Consider the following 14724-nt stretch of genomic DNA (forward strand, 5'->3'; position numbering starts at 1 on the left):
GAACAACAGACGTTACAGGATCAATCAACTTACCAGAAGGAGTAGAAATGGTAATGCCTGGAGACCATATAGATATGGCAGTAGAATTAATTACACCAGTAGCAATGCACGAAAACTTAAGATTCGCTATCAGAGAAGGTGGAAGAACAGTAGGTTCAGGAGTTGTTACAACAATATCTGAATAATTTAAATAGTTAGGCTAACATATAAATATATAATATCTAAAAGGAAAGAGGACGCTCTTTCCTTTTGTTTATAAAAATAAGTTTAATACATATAAATTTATAAATAAATTTATTTTTAAAAGTTTAAAATTAAAAATACTTGTCAAAATAAAAAAAATAGTGTATACTATAGAAGTTGTAATGTAATAACAGCGATGATTCAAGAGGTTGCCACACTTATGGGAAATTCTTGATTAAGCAAGCTAAGGTCTAGAACCTAGCGACGGTTATTCTAGTAATCATAATTCTAATGGTGTGTTCATAAAAAAATATGCAACACCCGGAGCAGTTTACAGAATATTTCCGCTGTTGTGCGTAATAAGTGAAACGTACCAGAAAAGGAGGGAACATTAAATGGCAAAACAAAAAATAAGAATAAGATTAAAAGCCTTTGATCATAGTTTATTAGATCAATCAGCTTTAAAAATCGTAGAAACTGCTAAAACAACAGGAGCTAAGGTTGCAGGTCCAGTACCTCTACCAACAGAAAAAGATATTGTTACTATTTTAAGAGCTCCACATAAATACAAGGACGCTAGAGAACAGTTCGAAATAAGAACTCATAAAAGACTAATCGATATAATTAGTCCATCACCAAAAACTGTTGATGCATTAATGAGATTAGATTTACCAGCTGGAGTAGATATAGAAATCAAACTATAATTTATTTAAGTAATAGAGAAATCTATTGCTAACTATTATGATTGCATAAATAGATGTGATCCGCTAATATGTTGAGGAGGTGCAAAGAAATGAAAAAAGCTATATTAGGTAAAAAGCTTGGTATGACTCAAATATTTAATGAAAATGGTAAAGTTATACCAGTTACTGTAATAGAAGCAGGTCCATGTACAGTTATCCAAAAGAAAACTGTAGAAAAGGACGGCTATGAAGCAATACAAGTTGCTTTCGGTGATATAAGAGAAAAATTAAGAAACAAACCAGTAAAAGGACACTTTGCAAAAGCAGGTGTTTCAGTTAAAAGACATATAAAAGAATTTAAATTAGAAGATTCAAATAGCTTAGAAATAGGTCAAGAAATAAAAGCAGATGTTTTTGAAGCTGGAGAAAGAGTTGATATATCAGGAGTTTCAAAAGGTAAGGGATTCCAAGGAACAATCAGAAGATGGAATGCTCACAGAGGACCAATGACTCACGGTTCAAAATTCCATAGAGCAGTTGGTTCAATGGGTGCTTCTTCAGATCCATCAAGAACATTTAAAAACAAGAGAATGCCAGGACATATGGGTAACGTTAACACAACAGTTTTAAATCTTGAAGTTGTTAGAATAATACCTGAAAAGAATCTAATATTAATAAAAGGCGGAGTACCAGGACCAAATAAAGGTTTAGTACAAATAAGAAATACAGTTAAGGCTTAATTTAAATAGAAAGGAGGATGCAGAATGCCTAAAGTAGATTTATTTAACCAAAACGGAGAAAAAGTTGGAGATTTACAATTAGCAGATAGCGTATTTGGTGTAGAGGTAAATACATATGCTATGCATCAAGTAGTAAAAGCATTGCTAGCAAATAAAAGACAAGGAACTCAATCAGCTAAAACAAGAGCTGAAGTTTCAGGAGGCGGAATAAAGCCTTGGAGACAAAAGGGAACAGGTAGAGCAAGACAAGGTTCAATAAGAGCACCACAATGGATACATGGTGGTATTGTTTTTGCGCCAAAGCCAAGAGACTACAGAATGTCAATCCCTAAATCAATGAAGAAGGTTGCTATAAAATCAGCATTAACTTCAAAAGTTAACGAAAAGTTAATGATAGTTGTTGATGATATAAAATTAGAAACACCAAAAACTAAAGAAGTAGTTAAAATGCTTAATGCATTTGATGCAAAGAAAACTTTAATTATAACAAATAATTCTGAAGAAAATGTTTATAAATCAGCAAGAAACATTGAAGGAGTACAGATTATTCCGGTAAACAACATTAACGTATATGATGTATTAAAGTATGATAAAGTTGTTATAACTAAGGATGCTGTATCCAAAATTGAGGAGGTGTATGCATAATGAAGCTAACTAACTACGATATAATAAGAAGACCTCTTATTACTGAAAAAACAATGGCTTCAATGGCTGACAAAAAGTACACCTTTGTAGTAGATATACATGCTAACAAATCTCAAATTAAAAATGCTATTGAAACAATATTTGACGTTAAAGTTGACGATGTTAAAACAGCTAGAATTATGGGAAAGACTAAAAGAGTTGGTGTCCATATAGGAAAAAGATCAGATTATAAAAAAGCTATTGTTAAGTTAACAGAAGATAGTAAAACAATTGAATTCTTCGAAGGACTATAAACAATAAAGCCGTTATTGGCGAGAGCCAGATAAGCTAAAGAAGGAGGGAAACAAATGGCTGTTAAAGGTTTTAGACCTACCACCCCTACAAGAAGAGAAATGACTATGTGTACTTTTGAAGAAATAACAACAAGTACACCAGAAAAATCACTTCTTGTTTCATTAAAGAAAAGTGGTGGAAGAAACGCAAATGGTAAAATAACAGTTCGTCATATTGGTGGCGGAGCTAAAAGAAAATATAGAGTAATAGATTTTAAGAGAAATAAAGATAATATTCCAGCTAAAGTTGTTAGTATAGAATATGATCCAAATAGAACAGCATTTATAGCTCTTGTAGTGTATACTGATGGTGAAAAGAGATATATGATTGCACCAGTTGGATTAAAAGTTGGAGATACAGTAGTATCTGGACCAGAATCAGATATAAAAGTAGGTAACTGCTTACCTATAAGAAATATACCAGTAGGTACAGTTATTCATAATATAGAGTTAGCACCTGGAAAAGGAGCACAACTTGTTAGATCAGCAGGTAACTCAGCCCAACTTATGGCTAAAGAAGGAGACTATTCTCAAGTAAGATTACCTAGTGGAGAAGTTAGATATATAAGAATTGAATGTAGAGCAACTATAGGTGTTGTATCTAACCAAACAAACGAAATTGTTAACATAGGTAAAGCAGGAAGAAAGAGACATATGGGAGTAAGACCTACAGTAAGAGGTTCTGTAATGAATCCTAATGACCATCCACACGGTGGTGGTGAAGGTAGATCTCCTATCGGACATCCAAGTCCACGTACTCCATGGGGTAAACCAGCACTTGGATACAAAACAAGAAAGAATAAGAAATACTCTGATAGATTTATTGTTAAGAGAAGAAATGATAAATAGTTTGAAGAGAATATTAATATTCTCTTCAATCTTGTAATCATATGATTACGCGAAGGGAGGCAAATATAGTGAGTAGATCAGTTAAAAAAGGACCATATATTCAAGAGGTACTTTTAAAAAGAATAAACGAAATGAACAAAAATGGAGAAAAGAAAGTTTTAAAGACTTGGTCAAGAAGTTCAACAATATTCCCACAAATGATCGGCCATACTGTTGCTGTTCATGATGGAAGAAAACATGTCCCTGTTTACATAACTGAAGACATGGTAGGTCATAAGTTAGGAGAGTTTGTTCTTACTAGAACATATAGAGGACATGATGACAAGTCAGAAAAATCATCTCGTTTAAGATAAGCTGGAAGGAGGTAAAATTCAATGGAAGCTAAGGCTATAGTTAGATATGTAAGAATGTCTCCAAGCAAAATTGGGGTTGTTCTTGACTTAGTAAGAGGTAAAGATGTTAATGAAGCATTTGCTATATTAAAATACACTCCAAAGGATGCAGCGGAAGTAATTTACAAAGCTTTAAAATCAGCTGTTGCAAATGCAGAAAACAATTTAAATTTAGATGTTAATAGTTTATATATATCAGAAGCATATGTAGGTCAAGGACCAACATTAAAAAGATATCAACCACATGCTCAAGGTAGAGCGTTTAGAATAAGAAAGAGAACAAGTCATTTAACTTTAGTTGTTAAAGAAAGAGTTTAAGAAGAGGAGGGAATTCGATGGGTCAAAAAGTACATCCACACGGCTTAAGAGTCGGCGTAATTAAAGAATGGGATGCTAAATGGTATGCTGATAAGAAAAATTTTGCTGATAACTTAGTAGAAGACCACAAAATAAGAAATTTTGTTAAAAAAAATTCTTATGCAGCTGGTGTATCAAGAATAGAAATTGAAAGAGCAGCAAAAAGAATAAAATTAAATATATATACTGCTAAACCAGGTATGATTATAGGAAAAGGTGGTCAAGGAATTGAATCACTAAAAAACCAACTTCAAAAAATCGTTTCAAACAAAAATATTTTAATTAATATAGTAGAAGTAAAAAGACCTGAAGCAGATGCTCAATTAATAGCTGAAAATATAGCTCAGCAATTAGAAAAAAGAATAGCTTTCAGAAGAGCTATGAAACAATCTATACAAAGAGCAATGAGAACAGGTGTTAAAGGTATAAAAACAGCTTGTTCAGGAAGACTTGCTGGAGCAGAAATAGCTAGAACAGAACACTATAATGAGGGAACAATTCCACTACAAACTTTAAGAGCAGATATTGATTATGGATTTGCTGAAGCTAATACTACTTATGGTAAAATCGGTGTTAAAGTTTGGGTGTATAAAGGAGAAGTTCTTCCAGCTAGAAAGAATATAAATGAAAAGGAAGAAGCTAACGCATAAGGAAGGAGGAATAACATATGTTAATGCCTAAAAGAGTTAAGCGTCGTAAAGTACAACGTGGCAGAATGAAGGGTAAAGCTACAAGAGGTAACTTCATAGCATACGGTGATTTCGGAATACAAGCAACTGAATGTGGTTGGATTACAAGCAACCAAATAGAAGCTTCCAGAATAGCTATCAACAGATACGTTAAAAGAGGAGGAAAGGTTTGGATAAAAATCTTCCCAGATAAGCCTGTAACAGAAAAGCCAGCAGAAACACGTATGGGTTCTGGTAAAGGTTCACCAGAATACTGGGTAGCTGTTGTAAAACCAGGTAGAGTTTTATTTGAAATCTCTGGTGTAAGTGAAACAGTTGCAAGAGAAGCTATGAGACTTGCTTCACACAAACTACCAGTTAAAACTAAGTTTGTAACAAGAAGAGATTTTGAAGAAATGGGTGGTGAAGTAAATGAAGGCTAGAGAATTACAAGAATTAAGAAAAAGCAGCCCACAAGAGTTACAATCAAAGTTAAATGATCTAAAAGCGGAATTATTCAATTTAAGGTTTCAATTAGCTACAGGTCAGTTAGAAAACCCAATGAGAATTAGAGAAGTAAAAAAATCAATAGCTCAAATTAAAACTATCTTAAGAGAAGAAGAGATAAGAGCATATCAACAGTAAAACTGAAGGGAGGTAAATCCTGTGGAAAGATCAAATAGAAAGACAAGAATGGGTAGAGTAGTTTCAAATAAAATGGATAAGACAATAGTAGTTGCAGTAGAAACAAAGGTTCGTCATCCATTATATGGTAAAATAATGAACAGAACTACTAAGTTTAAAGCTCATGATGAAAATAATACAGCTAATATAAATGATAAAGTATTAATAATGGAAACAAGACCATTATCAAAACAAAAAAGATGGAGACTTGTTGAAGTAGTAGAAAAAGCTAAATAGTTTGTAGCAAAAAGCCGAAAGGAGGGTATTTTACATGATTCAGCAACAAACAAGATTAAAGGTAGCAGATAATTCCGGAGCAAAGGAAATTATGTGTATAAGAGTTTTAGGTGGTTCCCACAGAAAATGGGGAAATATCGGAGATGTAATAGTTGCTAGCGTTAAAAGTGCAACACCAGGCGGTGTTGTTAAAAAAGGTGAAGTTGTAAAGGCTGTTATAGTAAGATCAGTTAAAGGATTAAGAAGAGCAGATGGTTCTTACATAAAATTTGATGAAAATGCAGCAGTTATAATAAAAGATGATAAAAACCCAAAAGGAACTCGTATTTTTGGACCAGTTGCAAGGGAGCTAAGAGATAAAGAGTTCAATAAAATACTATCATTAGCACCTGAAGTTTTATAATAATACAAGGAGGTGGCTAAATAATGAGCAAAATACATGTAAGAAAAAAAGATACAGTTGTTGTTATATCTGGTAAAGATAAAGGCAAAATTGGAGAAGTTTTATCTGTATTACCTAAAAAAGGTAAAGTAATAGTTAAAGATGTAAATGTAGTAACTAAACATCAAAAACCAAATAGAGAAAATATGCAGGGTGGAATAATACATAAAGAAGCCCCAATATTTAGCTCAAAAGTAATGCTATATTGTGATAAATGCAAATCAGCTACTAGAATCAGTAATAAGATTTTAGAAGATGGAACAAAAGTAAGAATATGCAAAAAGTGCGGAGAAACATTTTAATTCTTGAAAGGAGGTATAAAGGATGATGCCAAGATTACAAGAAAAGTATGAAAAAGAAGTAGTATCAGCTTTAATGGATAAGTTCGGATATAAAAATATAATGGAAGTGCCAAAACTTGAAAAAATAGTTATCAATATGGGTGTTGGTGAAGCTAAAGAGAATCAAAAATCTCTTGAAGCGGCAGTAGAAGATTTAGCTAAAATAACTGGTCAAAAACCAATATTAACTAAAGCTAAAAAATCAGTAGCTAACTTTAAAATAAGAGAAGATATGCCACTAGGTTGTAAAGTTACATTAAGAAAACAAAACATGTATGAATTTGCAGATAAATTAATAAATGTGGCTTTACCTAGAGTTAGAGATTTCAGCGGAGTTTCAAGTAAATCATTTGATGGAAGAGGAAACTATGCTATAGGAATAAAAGAACAATTAATATTCCCAGAAATAGAATTTGATAAGATTGATAAAATTAGAGGTATGGATATAATTTTTGTAACAACTGCAAAGACTGACGAGGAAGCAAGAGAACTATTAAGATTCCTTGGAATGCCATTTGCTCGTTAATTAAGGAGGGAAATCTATGGCACGTAAAGCTTTAATAGAAAAATGGAATAAAACACCAAAACATTCAACTAGAGCTTATACAAGATGCAGAATTTGTGGAAGACCACATGCGGTATTAAAAAAATACGGTATCTGTCGTATATGTTTTAGAGAGCTTGCTTACAAAGGTGAAATACCTGGATGCAAAAAAGCCAGCTGGTAATATTCGAAAAGCGAAAGGAGGCAAAATAAATGGTAATGTCTGATCCAATAGCAGATTTATTAACACGTATAAGAAACGCAAATGTAGTTAGACATGAAGTAGTAGAAGTTCCTTCATCTAACATAAAAAAAGCCATAGCAAATATAATGCTTACAGAAGGTTATATAAGAGATTTAGAAGAATATAGAGATGGTTCTGTAGATATGCTAAGAATCTCAATGAAATACGGACAAAACAAAGAGAGAATAATAACTGGTCTTAAAAGAATATCAAAACCAGGTTTAAGAGTTTATTGTAGAAAAGATGAAACTCCTAAAGTTTTAAACGGACTAGGAGTAGCTGTAGTTTCTACTTCTAAAGGAATTGTTACAGATAGAGAAGCAAGAAAATTAGGCGTTGGCGGAGAAGTACTTTGCTACATATGGTAATTGGAGAATAGGAGGTGCAATAAATGTCAAGAGTAGGAAAACTTCCAGTAGCTATCCCTAATGGAGTAACTGTTACAGTAACACCAGATAACGTTGTTACTGTAAAGGGACCAAAGGGAGAGTTAGTAAAAGCTATGAGTAACAAAATAAACATAGCTGTAGAAGATAATTCAGTAGTTGTAACTAGAGACAATGATCATAAAGATGTAAGAGCTCTTCATGGTTTAACAAGAGCTTTAATAAACAACATGGTAACAGGAGTTAATGAAGGATACGTTAAAACATTAGAATTAATAGGTGTTGGTTATAGAGCGCAATTACAAGGAAAGAAATTAGTACTTAGCCTTGGATTCTCACATCCAGTTGAAATGGAAGCAGCTTCAGGAGTAGAATTTGAAGTTGAAGGTGGAACTAAGGTAAAAGTTAAAGGTATAGATAAAGAATTAGTAGGTGCTGTAGCAGCAGACATAAGAAAATGGAGAAAACCTGAACCTTACAAAGGAAAAGGAATTAAATACGAAAATGAAGTTATAAGACGTAAGGAAGGTAAGACTGGTAAGAAATAACGGAAAGGAGTGAAACCTATGTTTAAGAAGAATGATAGATCTCAATCAAGAGAAAGACGTCATATGAGAGTTCGTAAAAAGATTTTCGGAACAGCTGAACGTCCAAGACTATCAGTATATAGAAGTGAAAAACATATATATGCTCAATTAATAGATGATGTAGAAGGAAAGACATTAGTTGCTGCTTCAAGTGCAGAAAAAGGATTCGATGGTTTAGGAAGCAACAAAGAAGGCGCTAAATTAGTTGGAAAAATGGTAGCTGAGAAAGCGTTAGAAAAGGGATTAAAAAAAGTTGTATTTGACAGAGGCGGATTCATATATCACGGAAGAATTAAAGAACTTGCAGAAGGTGCAAGAGAAGCAGGTCTTGATTTTTAAAAAAAGGAGGGAAATAAATGAGAATTGATCCTAGCACTTTAAATTTAAAAGAAAAAGTTGTTCATATAAACAGAGTTGCTAAGGTTGTTAAAGGTGGTAGAAACTTTAGATTTAGCGTACTAGTTGTTGTTGGAGACGAAGCAGGACACGTTGGTGTTGGTACAGGAAAATCTATAGAAATACCTGAAGCAATAAGAAAAGCAATAGAAGATGCTAAAAAGAACATAGTTGAAGTTAAAACAGTAGGAACTACTGTACCACATGATATAATCGGAAAATTCGGTAAGGGAGAAGTTCTTATAATGACAGCTAAAGAAGGTACAGGAGTTATAGCAGGTGGTCCTGTTAGAGCCGTACTTGAACTTGCTGGATTAAAGGACGTTAGAGCTAAATCAAAAGGTTCTAATAATCCAACAAATATGGTTAATGCTACAATAGATGGATTAGCAAGATTAAGAACAGTTGAAGATATAGCTAAACTTAGAGGTAAGACTGTAGAAGAGATTTTAGGTTAGGAGGTAACTGGCCGTGGCTAAGGTTAAAATAACATTAGTTAAGAGCTTAATAGGTAGAAAAAAAGATCAAATAGCTACTGTTAATGCTCTTGGACTAAAAAAGATTGGTAACATAGTTGAACATGAGGAAACTCCTCAAATAAGTGGAATGATAAAAAAGGTAAGTTACTTATTAAAAGTAGAAGAAGCATAGTAAGAGGAGGTGTAATTAGATGAAACTTCACGAATTAAAAGCAGCTGAAGGTGCAAATAAAGCATCAAAAAGAGTAGGTAGAGGAACAGGCTCTGGACTAGGCAAAACAAGCGGAAAAGGTCAAAACGGACAAAACTCTAGAAGCGGTGGTGGAGTAAGACCAGGCTTTGAAGGTGGTCAAATGCCTTTATATAGAAGACTTCCAAAAAGAGGTTTCAAAAACATATTTGCTAAAGAATATGCAGCAATAAATCTTGATAGATTAAATTGTTTTGAAGATGGAACAGTTGTAACTCCAGAACTTTTAGTTGAAAAAAGAGTAGTAAAAAAAGTTAAAGATGGAGTTAAAATTTTAGGAAATGGTAATATAGAAAAAAAATTAACTGTTAAAGCAGCAAAGTTCTCTAAATCAGCTATTGAAAAGATCGAAGCAGCAGGAGGAAAAGTTGAGGTGATATAAATGCTATCAACCCTACGTAATGCTTGGAAAGTTCCTGATTTAAGGAAAAGATTAATTTTTACTTTATTTATGATAGCAATTTTCAGGATGGGAAATTATATCCCAGTTCCTGGAATTGATACATCTAAATTAGCTAACCTCACGCAAAATGGATCATTATTTGGGTTTTATGATTTAATATCTGGAGGAGCTTTTAGTAGATTTAGCATATTTGCTATGGGTGTTGTACCGTATATTAATTCCTCAATCATAATGCAATTACTTACAATTGCGTTACCTTCTTTGGAAAGTCTTTCAAAAGAAGGAGAAGAGGGAAGAAAAAAAATTCAACAATATACTAGGTATGGTGCAGTTATACTTGGTGTTATTCAAGCATTCAGTACATATGCGATAATTGCTCGTGCTGGAGCACTTAGAGATGGATCAAAGTTAAATTTATTCATAATTATAATAACATTAACTACTGCATCAACTTTTTTAATGTGGTTCGGTGATAAAATAACAGAAAAAGGTATAGGTAACGGAATATCACTAATAATATTTGTTAACATAGTGTCTAGATTTCCATCAACTATATATAGCATAGTAGGACTTCAAAAGGCTGAAACAGTAAATTTTGTGGAAGTTATAATGTTTATAGTAATAGCTTTAGCATTGTTCTTATTGGTTGTAATAATGAATTTAGGTGAAAGAAGGATACCTGTCCAATATGCTGGAAGAGCAGTAGGAAATAAAATTTATAAGGGTCAATCTACACACATACCAATAAATGTTAATTCCTCTGCGGTTATAGGTATTATATTTGCTATATCAGTAATGCAATTTCCACTTACTATTGGTCAATTTTGGCCAGAATCAGCTTTTTATAAGTTTATTACTTTAAATAAGTACAGTCCTTTTAGAGATAAAAGTATTGCTTATATTGTGTTATATTTTGTATTAACAGTGTTCTTTACTTGGTTTTATACAGTGGTAACTTTTAAACCTGATGAAATGGCAGAAAATATGCATAAGTCATCTGGATTTATACCAGGAATAAGACCAGGGGAACCTACAGCGGAATATATAGAAAGAGTAATAACAAAGAGCTCTATAATTGGTGGAACTTTTGCAGCTATTATAGCAATATTCCCAATAATTATGGCAACATATAGTAAGTTTCAAGGTATATCCTTTGGAGGAACAAGTATGCTAATTATGGTTGGATTTGCATTAGATACTATAAGACAAATGGAATCTCAATTAGTTATGCGTCACTATCAAGGTTTCTTAAAATAAAAATGTTTTGGAGATGATTATGGATGCGTGTAATTTTGTTAGGTCCTCCAGGAGCAGGTAAAGGAACTCAAGCAAAATTAATAAGTGAAAAATTTTCTATTCCTCATATATCAACAGGTGATATATTTAGGGCAAACATAAAGGAGAAGACTCCTTTAGGAATAGAAGCAAAAAGATATATAGATAATGGTCAATTAGTACCAGATGAGGTAACTATAGGAATAGTTAAAGATAGATTAACAAAAGATGATTGTGATAATGGTTTCCTTTTAGATGGTTTTCCAAGAACAGTTGCTCAAGCAGAAGCTTTAGATGAATTTTTAAAGGGCATAAATAAGGATTTAGATGTGGCACTATTAATTAAGGTGCCTGAAGAATTTATCTTGGAAAGAATGACTGGTAGAAGAGTTTGCACATCTTGTGGTGCAAGTTATCACATAAGATTTAATCCTCCTAAAATAGAAGGAAAATGTGATATATGTGATAATGAATTAATTCAAAGAAAAGATGATACAGAAGCAACAGTAAAAGAAAGATTAGAAGTTTACAGCAAACAAACTTATCCGCTTATAAATTATTATAAAGACAATGGTATAATCTCAGAGGTTAATGGGACTGAATCAATTGATGAGGTATTTGGTAATATTTCAAATATCTTAGGGAGAGATAAATAATGATAACAATAAAAACTGATTCTGAAATAGAATACATGTTAAAAGCAGGAAGAGTTGTTGCTGAAGCCTTAGACACTTTAGAAAAATATGTAAAGCCAGGAATAAGCACTGGAGAGTTAGATAGAATCGCAGAAGAGATTATATTAGGCAGAAATGCCAAACCATCTTTTAAAGGATATTATGGTTTCCCAGCTTCTATATGTGCATCTGTGAATAATGAAGTAGTTCATGGAATACCAAATAAAGATAGAATTCTAAATGAAGGAGACATAATTAGTATAGATTGTGGAGCTGTTCTAAATGGATATCAGGGTGATGCAGCAAGAACATTTCCAGTAGGAAATGTGTCAGAAGAAGCTGCTAAGTTAATAGAAGTTACAAAAAATAGTTTTTTCAAAGGTATAGAAAAAGCTAAAGTTGGCAATAGATTAACTGATATATCTGCAGCTATTCAAGAATATGTTGAAAGTTATGGATTTTCTATTGTAAGGGATTATGTAGGTCATGGCATAGGAAAGAATATGCATGAGGATCCAGAAGTACCTAACTTTGGTAGACCAGGCAGGGGACCTAAATTGTCAAAAGGAATGTGTTTAGCTATTGAGCCTATGGTTAATATAGGAGACTTCAATGTAAAAGTTGAACCAAATAAATGGACTGTAGTTACTGTAGATGGTAGTTTATCTGCTCATTATGAGAATACTGTGGCTATACTAAATGATGGACCTAAAATAACCACTTTAATTTAATAGAGGTGAATATATTGGCTAAAGAGTGCCAGATTGGTAGATTAGTTTTATCAAAATCAGGTAGGGATAAAGATAATAGTTTCATTATAATAGATATACTAGATGAAAATTATGTGTATATTTGTGATGGAGATATTCATACTTTAGATAAACCTAAAAAGAAAAAAAATAAACATTTGATATTTACCAATATTATTTGTGAAGATATAATAAATCTAAAGGCAACAGGTAACAACATTAAAAATTCTGTAATAAAAAAATTTATACAGTCTCATCAAGTTAATAAGGAGGTTTGAATACCTTATGTCAAAAGATGATGTAATTGAAATGCAAGGTACTGTTTTAGAATCTCTACCTAATGCTATGTTTGAAGTAGAATTAGAAAGCGGTCATAAAATAATTGCACATATATCAGGAAAATTAAGAATGAATTTCATAAGAATTTTACCAGGTGATAAAGTAACTGTAGAACTTTCTCCATACGATTTAACCAGAGGAAGAATAACCTGGAGAGCCAAATAATAAGGAGGGGTTATTGATGAAAGTAAGACCATCAGTTAAACCTATATGCGAAAAATGCAAGGTTATAAAAAGAAAAGGTAAAGTAATGGTTATTTGTGAAAATCCTAAACACAAACAAAAACAAGGCTAATAAATGGTTTTAGGAGCGGCTGACTATGGTATAAAAATATACCATTGGCCTAAAACTTTGATATAAATATAAATTAATAAGTAGGTATTCAGGAGGTGTAAACTTTAATGGCAAGAATTTCAGGTATAGACCTACCAAAAGAAAAAAGAGTAGAAATCGGTCTAACATATATATACGGAATTGGCTTACCAACTTCTCAAGAAATATTAAAAGCTACTGGAGTAAATCCAGATACAAGAGTTAAAGACTTATCAGAAGAAGAAGTTAATGCAATCAGAGATTACGTTAATAAAAATGTAAAAGTTGAAGGTGACTTAAGAAGAGAAATTAAACTTAACATAAAGAGATTAGTTGAAATTGGATCTTATAGAGGAATAAGACATAGAAGAAACCTTCCAGTTAGAGGTCAAAAGACTAAGACTAACGCTAGAACAAGAAAAGGTCCAAAGAGAGCTATAGGTGGAAAGAAGAAAAAATAAGGTAAGGAGGGAAAGGCATGGCAGCAGGAATAAAAGCTAAAAGAAGTAGAAGAAAAAAAGAAAGAAAAAATGTTGAACATGGTTGTGCACATATAAAATCAACTTTCAACAATTCAATAGTTACAATTACTGACAGTGTTGGTAATACTTTGTCTTGGGCAAGTGCAGGTGGATTAGGTTTTAGAGGTTCAAGAAAAAGCACACCATTTGCGGCACAAATGGCTGCAGAAACAGCAGCTAAAGCGGCTATGGAACATGGATTAAAAAGCATAGAAGTTTATGTAAAAGGACCGGGCTCAGGAAGAGAAGCTGCTATAAGATCTTTACAAGCAGCAGGTCTAGAAGTTACTTTAATAAAGGATGTAACTCCAATACCACATAATGGTTGTAGACCACCAAAGAGAAGAAGAGTATAGTAATATAATATAGTAATAGGAGGTGTAAAATTTAATGGCTAGATATACTGGAGCAACTTGCAGACTTTGCAGAAGAGAAGGATTAAAACTATTCCTTAAGGGAGATAGATGTTATACAGATAAATGCGCATTCGCTAGAAGAGGATACGCACCAGGACAACATGGTCAAAGTAGAAAAAAAGTATCTAACTATGGATTACAATTAAGAGAAAAACAAAAAGCTAAGAGAATTTATGGTATCTTAGAACGTCAATTTAGAGGATATTATGAAGAAGCTGATAGAAGAAGAGGAATAACAGGTGAAAACTTGTTAAGACTTTTAGAAATGAGATTAGACAATGTAGTATTTAGATTAGGATATGGCAACTCAAGAACAGAAGCTAGACAATTAGTTACTCATGGACATTTTTTAATTAATGGTAAAAAGGTAGATATACCATCATACCAAGTTTCAGCTAATGATGTTATAACAGTATGTGATAAGAGTAAAGCAACAGAAAAATTCAAAACTTTTGCAGAAAATCCAAAAACATTACCAGCATGGTTATCAGGAAATGTTGAAGGCTTTGAAGGAAAAGTAGAAAGACAACCAGCAAGAGAAGATATAGATGTACCTGTTAACGAAACATTAATAGTTGAGTTATACAGCAAATAA

31 protein-coding genes are annotated in these 14724 nt (G+C 32.6%); all 31 read left to right on the plus strand.

All coding sequences use genetic code 11. The features are described from left to right. Nucleotides 1-185, plus strand: a 185-nt coding sequence (locus tag ACYUEW_RS02790; RefSeq protein ID WP_460276200.1) for an EF-Tu C-terminal domain-related protein, incomplete at its 5' end; no start/stop codon positions are given. Between the two features lie 393 nt (nt 186-578). Next, entirely contained in the window at nt 579-887 is a 309-nt protein-coding gene (gene rpsJ, locus ACYUEW_RS02795) for a 30S ribosomal protein S10 (protein ID WP_003357250.1), read from the plus strand. 89 nt (nt 888-976) lie between these two features. Continuing rightward, nucleotides 977-1606, plus strand: coding sequence for a 50S ribosomal protein L3 (rplC, locus tag ACYUEW_RS02800; RefSeq protein WP_003360192.1), 630 nt, complete (start codon nt 977-979; stop codon nt 1604-1606). A gap of 24 nt (nt 1607-1630) precedes the next feature. Further along, nucleotides 1631-2251 carry a 50S ribosomal protein L4 gene (gene rplD / locus ACYUEW_RS02805; protein WP_460276201.1) on the plus strand — a complete coding sequence of 207 codons (621 nt, stop codon included), beginning with the start codon at nt 1631-1633 and terminating at the stop codon, nt 2249-2251. Next, nucleotides 2251-2544 carry a 50S ribosomal protein L23 gene (gene rplW / locus ACYUEW_RS02810; RefSeq protein ID WP_003482924.1) on the plus strand — a complete coding sequence of 98 codons (294 nt, stop codon included), beginning with the start codon at nt 2251-2253 and terminating at the stop codon, nt 2542-2544. The genes rplD and rplW overlap by 1 nt, the downstream gene beginning before the upstream one ends. Before the next feature lie 54 nt (nt 2545-2598). Then, nucleotides 2599-3432: a 50S ribosomal protein L2 gene (gene rplB, locus ACYUEW_RS02815; RefSeq protein WP_003482926.1), complete on the plus strand. Its 834-nt coding sequence runs from the start codon at nt 2599-2601 to the stop codon at nt 3430-3432. 68 nt (nt 3433-3500) lie between these two features. Continuing rightward, nucleotides 3501-3785 (plus strand): 30S ribosomal protein S19, encoded by a 285-nt coding sequence (gene rpsS / locus ACYUEW_RS02820; protein ID WP_003494941.1) that lies wholly within the window; start codon nt 3501-3503, stop codon nt 3783-3785. Nucleotides 3786-3806: 21 nt separating this feature from the next. After that, nucleotides 3807-4142 carry a 50S ribosomal protein L22 gene (rplV, locus tag ACYUEW_RS02825; protein WP_003482930.1) on the plus strand — a complete coding sequence of 112 codons (336 nt, stop codon included), beginning with the start codon at nt 3807-3809 and terminating at the stop codon, nt 4140-4142. A 17-nt stretch (nt 4143-4159) separates the two neighbouring features. Beyond that, nucleotides 4160-4831 carry a 30S ribosomal protein S3 gene (gene rpsC, locus ACYUEW_RS02830; protein ID WP_003482933.1) on the plus strand — a complete coding sequence of 224 codons (672 nt, stop codon included), beginning with the start codon at nt 4160-4162 and terminating at the stop codon, nt 4829-4831. Between the two features lie 17 nt (nt 4832-4848). Continuing rightward, complete coding sequence (gene rplP / locus ACYUEW_RS02835; protein ID WP_460276202.1) at nt 4849-5292, plus strand: 50S ribosomal protein L16; 444 nt, start codon at nt 4849-4851, stop codon at nt 5290-5292. After that, the gene (rpmC, locus tag ACYUEW_RS02840; RefSeq protein WP_003357691.1) at nt 5282-5494 is read left to right on the plus strand and encodes a 50S ribosomal protein L29; all 213 of its coding nucleotides are present in this window, start codon (nt 5282-5284) and stop codon (nt 5492-5494) included. The genes rplP and rpmC overlap by 11 nt, the downstream gene beginning before the upstream one ends. Nucleotides 5495-5515: 21 nt before the next feature. Further along, a complete protein-coding gene (gene rpsQ / locus ACYUEW_RS02845; protein WP_003494934.1) occupies nt 5516-5770 on the plus strand; it encodes a 30S ribosomal protein S17 in 255 nt (84 codons plus the stop codon). Between the two features lie 34 nt (nt 5771-5804). Further along, on the plus strand, nt 5805-6173 hold the full coding sequence (rplN, locus tag ACYUEW_RS02850) for a 50S ribosomal protein L14 (protein ID WP_003357295.1): 369 nt from the start codon (nt 5805-5807) through the stop codon (nt 6171-6173). 23 nt (nt 6174-6196) lie between these two features. Next, on the plus strand, nt 6197-6514 hold the full coding sequence (rplX, locus tag ACYUEW_RS02855) for a 50S ribosomal protein L24 (protein ID WP_003360199.1): 318 nt from the start codon (nt 6197-6199) through the stop codon (nt 6512-6514). Nucleotides 6515-6536: 22 nt separating this feature from the next. After that, nucleotides 6537-7079 (plus strand): 50S ribosomal protein L5, encoded by a 543-nt coding sequence (gene rplE, locus ACYUEW_RS02860; protein WP_003357534.1) that lies wholly within the window; start codon nt 6537-6539, stop codon nt 7077-7079. A gap of 16 nt (nt 7080-7095) precedes the next feature. After that, a complete protein-coding gene (locus ACYUEW_RS02865; protein ID WP_003357636.1) occupies nt 7096-7281 on the plus strand; it encodes a type Z 30S ribosomal protein S14 in 186 nt (61 codons plus the stop codon). A gap of 29 nt (nt 7282-7310) precedes the next feature. Further along, nucleotides 7311-7709: a 30S ribosomal protein S8 gene (gene rpsH / locus ACYUEW_RS02870; protein WP_003360201.1), complete on the plus strand. Its 399-nt coding sequence runs from the start codon at nt 7311-7313 to the stop codon at nt 7707-7709. A gap of 23 nt (nt 7710-7732) precedes the next feature. Next, nucleotides 7733-8275, plus strand: a complete 543-nt coding sequence (rplF, locus tag ACYUEW_RS02875; RefSeq protein ID WP_043032598.1) for a 50S ribosomal protein L6 — start codon at nt 7733-7735, stop codon at nt 8273-8275. A gap of 18 nt (nt 8276-8293) precedes the next feature. Further along, nucleotides 8294-8653, plus strand: a complete 360-nt coding sequence (gene rplR, locus ACYUEW_RS02880) for a 50S ribosomal protein L18 (RefSeq protein WP_042384078.1) — start codon at nt 8294-8296, stop codon at nt 8651-8653. A 17-nt stretch (nt 8654-8670) separates the two neighbouring features. Continuing rightward, nucleotides 8671-9168 (plus strand): 30S ribosomal protein S5, encoded by a 498-nt coding sequence (gene rpsE, locus ACYUEW_RS02885; RefSeq protein ID WP_003357254.1) that lies wholly within the window; start codon nt 8671-8673, stop codon nt 9166-9168. Nucleotides 9169-9181: 13 nt separating this feature from the next. Then, a complete protein-coding gene (rpmD, locus tag ACYUEW_RS02890; RefSeq protein WP_003357637.1) occupies nt 9182-9361 on the plus strand; it encodes a 50S ribosomal protein L30 in 180 nt (59 codons plus the stop codon). Between the two features lie 19 nt (nt 9362-9380). Then, complete coding sequence (rplO, locus tag ACYUEW_RS02895) at nt 9381-9821, plus strand: 50S ribosomal protein L15 (protein WP_012101129.1); 441 nt, start codon at nt 9381-9383, stop codon at nt 9819-9821. Then, complete coding sequence (secY, locus tag ACYUEW_RS02900) at nt 9822-11099, plus strand: preprotein translocase subunit SecY (RefSeq protein WP_003482948.1); 1278 nt, start codon at nt 9822-9824, stop codon at nt 11097-11099. It abuts the gene before it with no gap. A 23-nt stretch (nt 11100-11122) separates the two neighbouring features. After that, nucleotides 11123-11773: an adenylate kinase gene (locus ACYUEW_RS02905; RefSeq protein ID WP_003482949.1), complete on the plus strand. Its 651-nt coding sequence runs from the start codon at nt 11123-11125 to the stop codon at nt 11771-11773. Next, nucleotides 11773-12522 (plus strand): type I methionyl aminopeptidase, encoded by a 750-nt coding sequence (map, locus tag ACYUEW_RS02910; protein WP_003482951.1) that lies wholly within the window; start codon nt 11773-11775, stop codon nt 12520-12522. Before ACYUEW_RS02905 ends, map begins: the two co-directional genes overlap by 1 nt. Before the next feature lie 14 nt (nt 12523-12536). Beyond that, entirely contained in the window at nt 12537-12818 is a 282-nt protein-coding gene (locus ACYUEW_RS02915; RefSeq protein ID WP_003494919.1) for a KOW domain-containing RNA-binding protein, read from the plus strand. A gap of 7 nt (nt 12819-12825) precedes the next feature. Beyond that, entirely contained in the window at nt 12826-13044 is a 219-nt protein-coding gene (gene infA, locus ACYUEW_RS02920) for a translation initiation factor IF-1 (RefSeq protein WP_003357316.1), read from the plus strand. A 16-nt stretch (nt 13045-13060) separates the two neighbouring features. Beyond that, nucleotides 13061-13174 carry a 50S ribosomal protein L36 gene (gene rpmJ / locus ACYUEW_RS02925; protein ID WP_002509257.1) on the plus strand — a complete coding sequence of 38 codons (114 nt, stop codon included), beginning with the start codon at nt 13061-13063 and terminating at the stop codon, nt 13172-13174. 107 nt (nt 13175-13281) lie between these two features. Next, nucleotides 13282-13653 carry a 30S ribosomal protein S13 gene (gene rpsM, locus ACYUEW_RS02930; RefSeq protein WP_003357564.1) on the plus strand — a complete coding sequence of 124 codons (372 nt, stop codon included), beginning with the start codon at nt 13282-13284 and terminating at the stop codon, nt 13651-13653. A 17-nt stretch (nt 13654-13670) separates the two neighbouring features. Continuing rightward, nucleotides 13671-14069 (plus strand): 30S ribosomal protein S11, encoded by a 399-nt coding sequence (rpsK, locus tag ACYUEW_RS02935; protein ID WP_003482954.1) that lies wholly within the window; start codon nt 13671-13673, stop codon nt 14067-14069. 34 nt (nt 14070-14103) lie between these two features. Continuing rightward, nucleotides 14104-14724 (plus strand): 30S ribosomal protein S4, encoded by a 621-nt coding sequence (rpsD, locus tag ACYUEW_RS02940; protein ID WP_003482956.1) that lies wholly within the window; start codon nt 14104-14106, stop codon nt 14722-14724.

This window comes from Clostridium sp. CTA-1, from assembly GCF_054768215.1.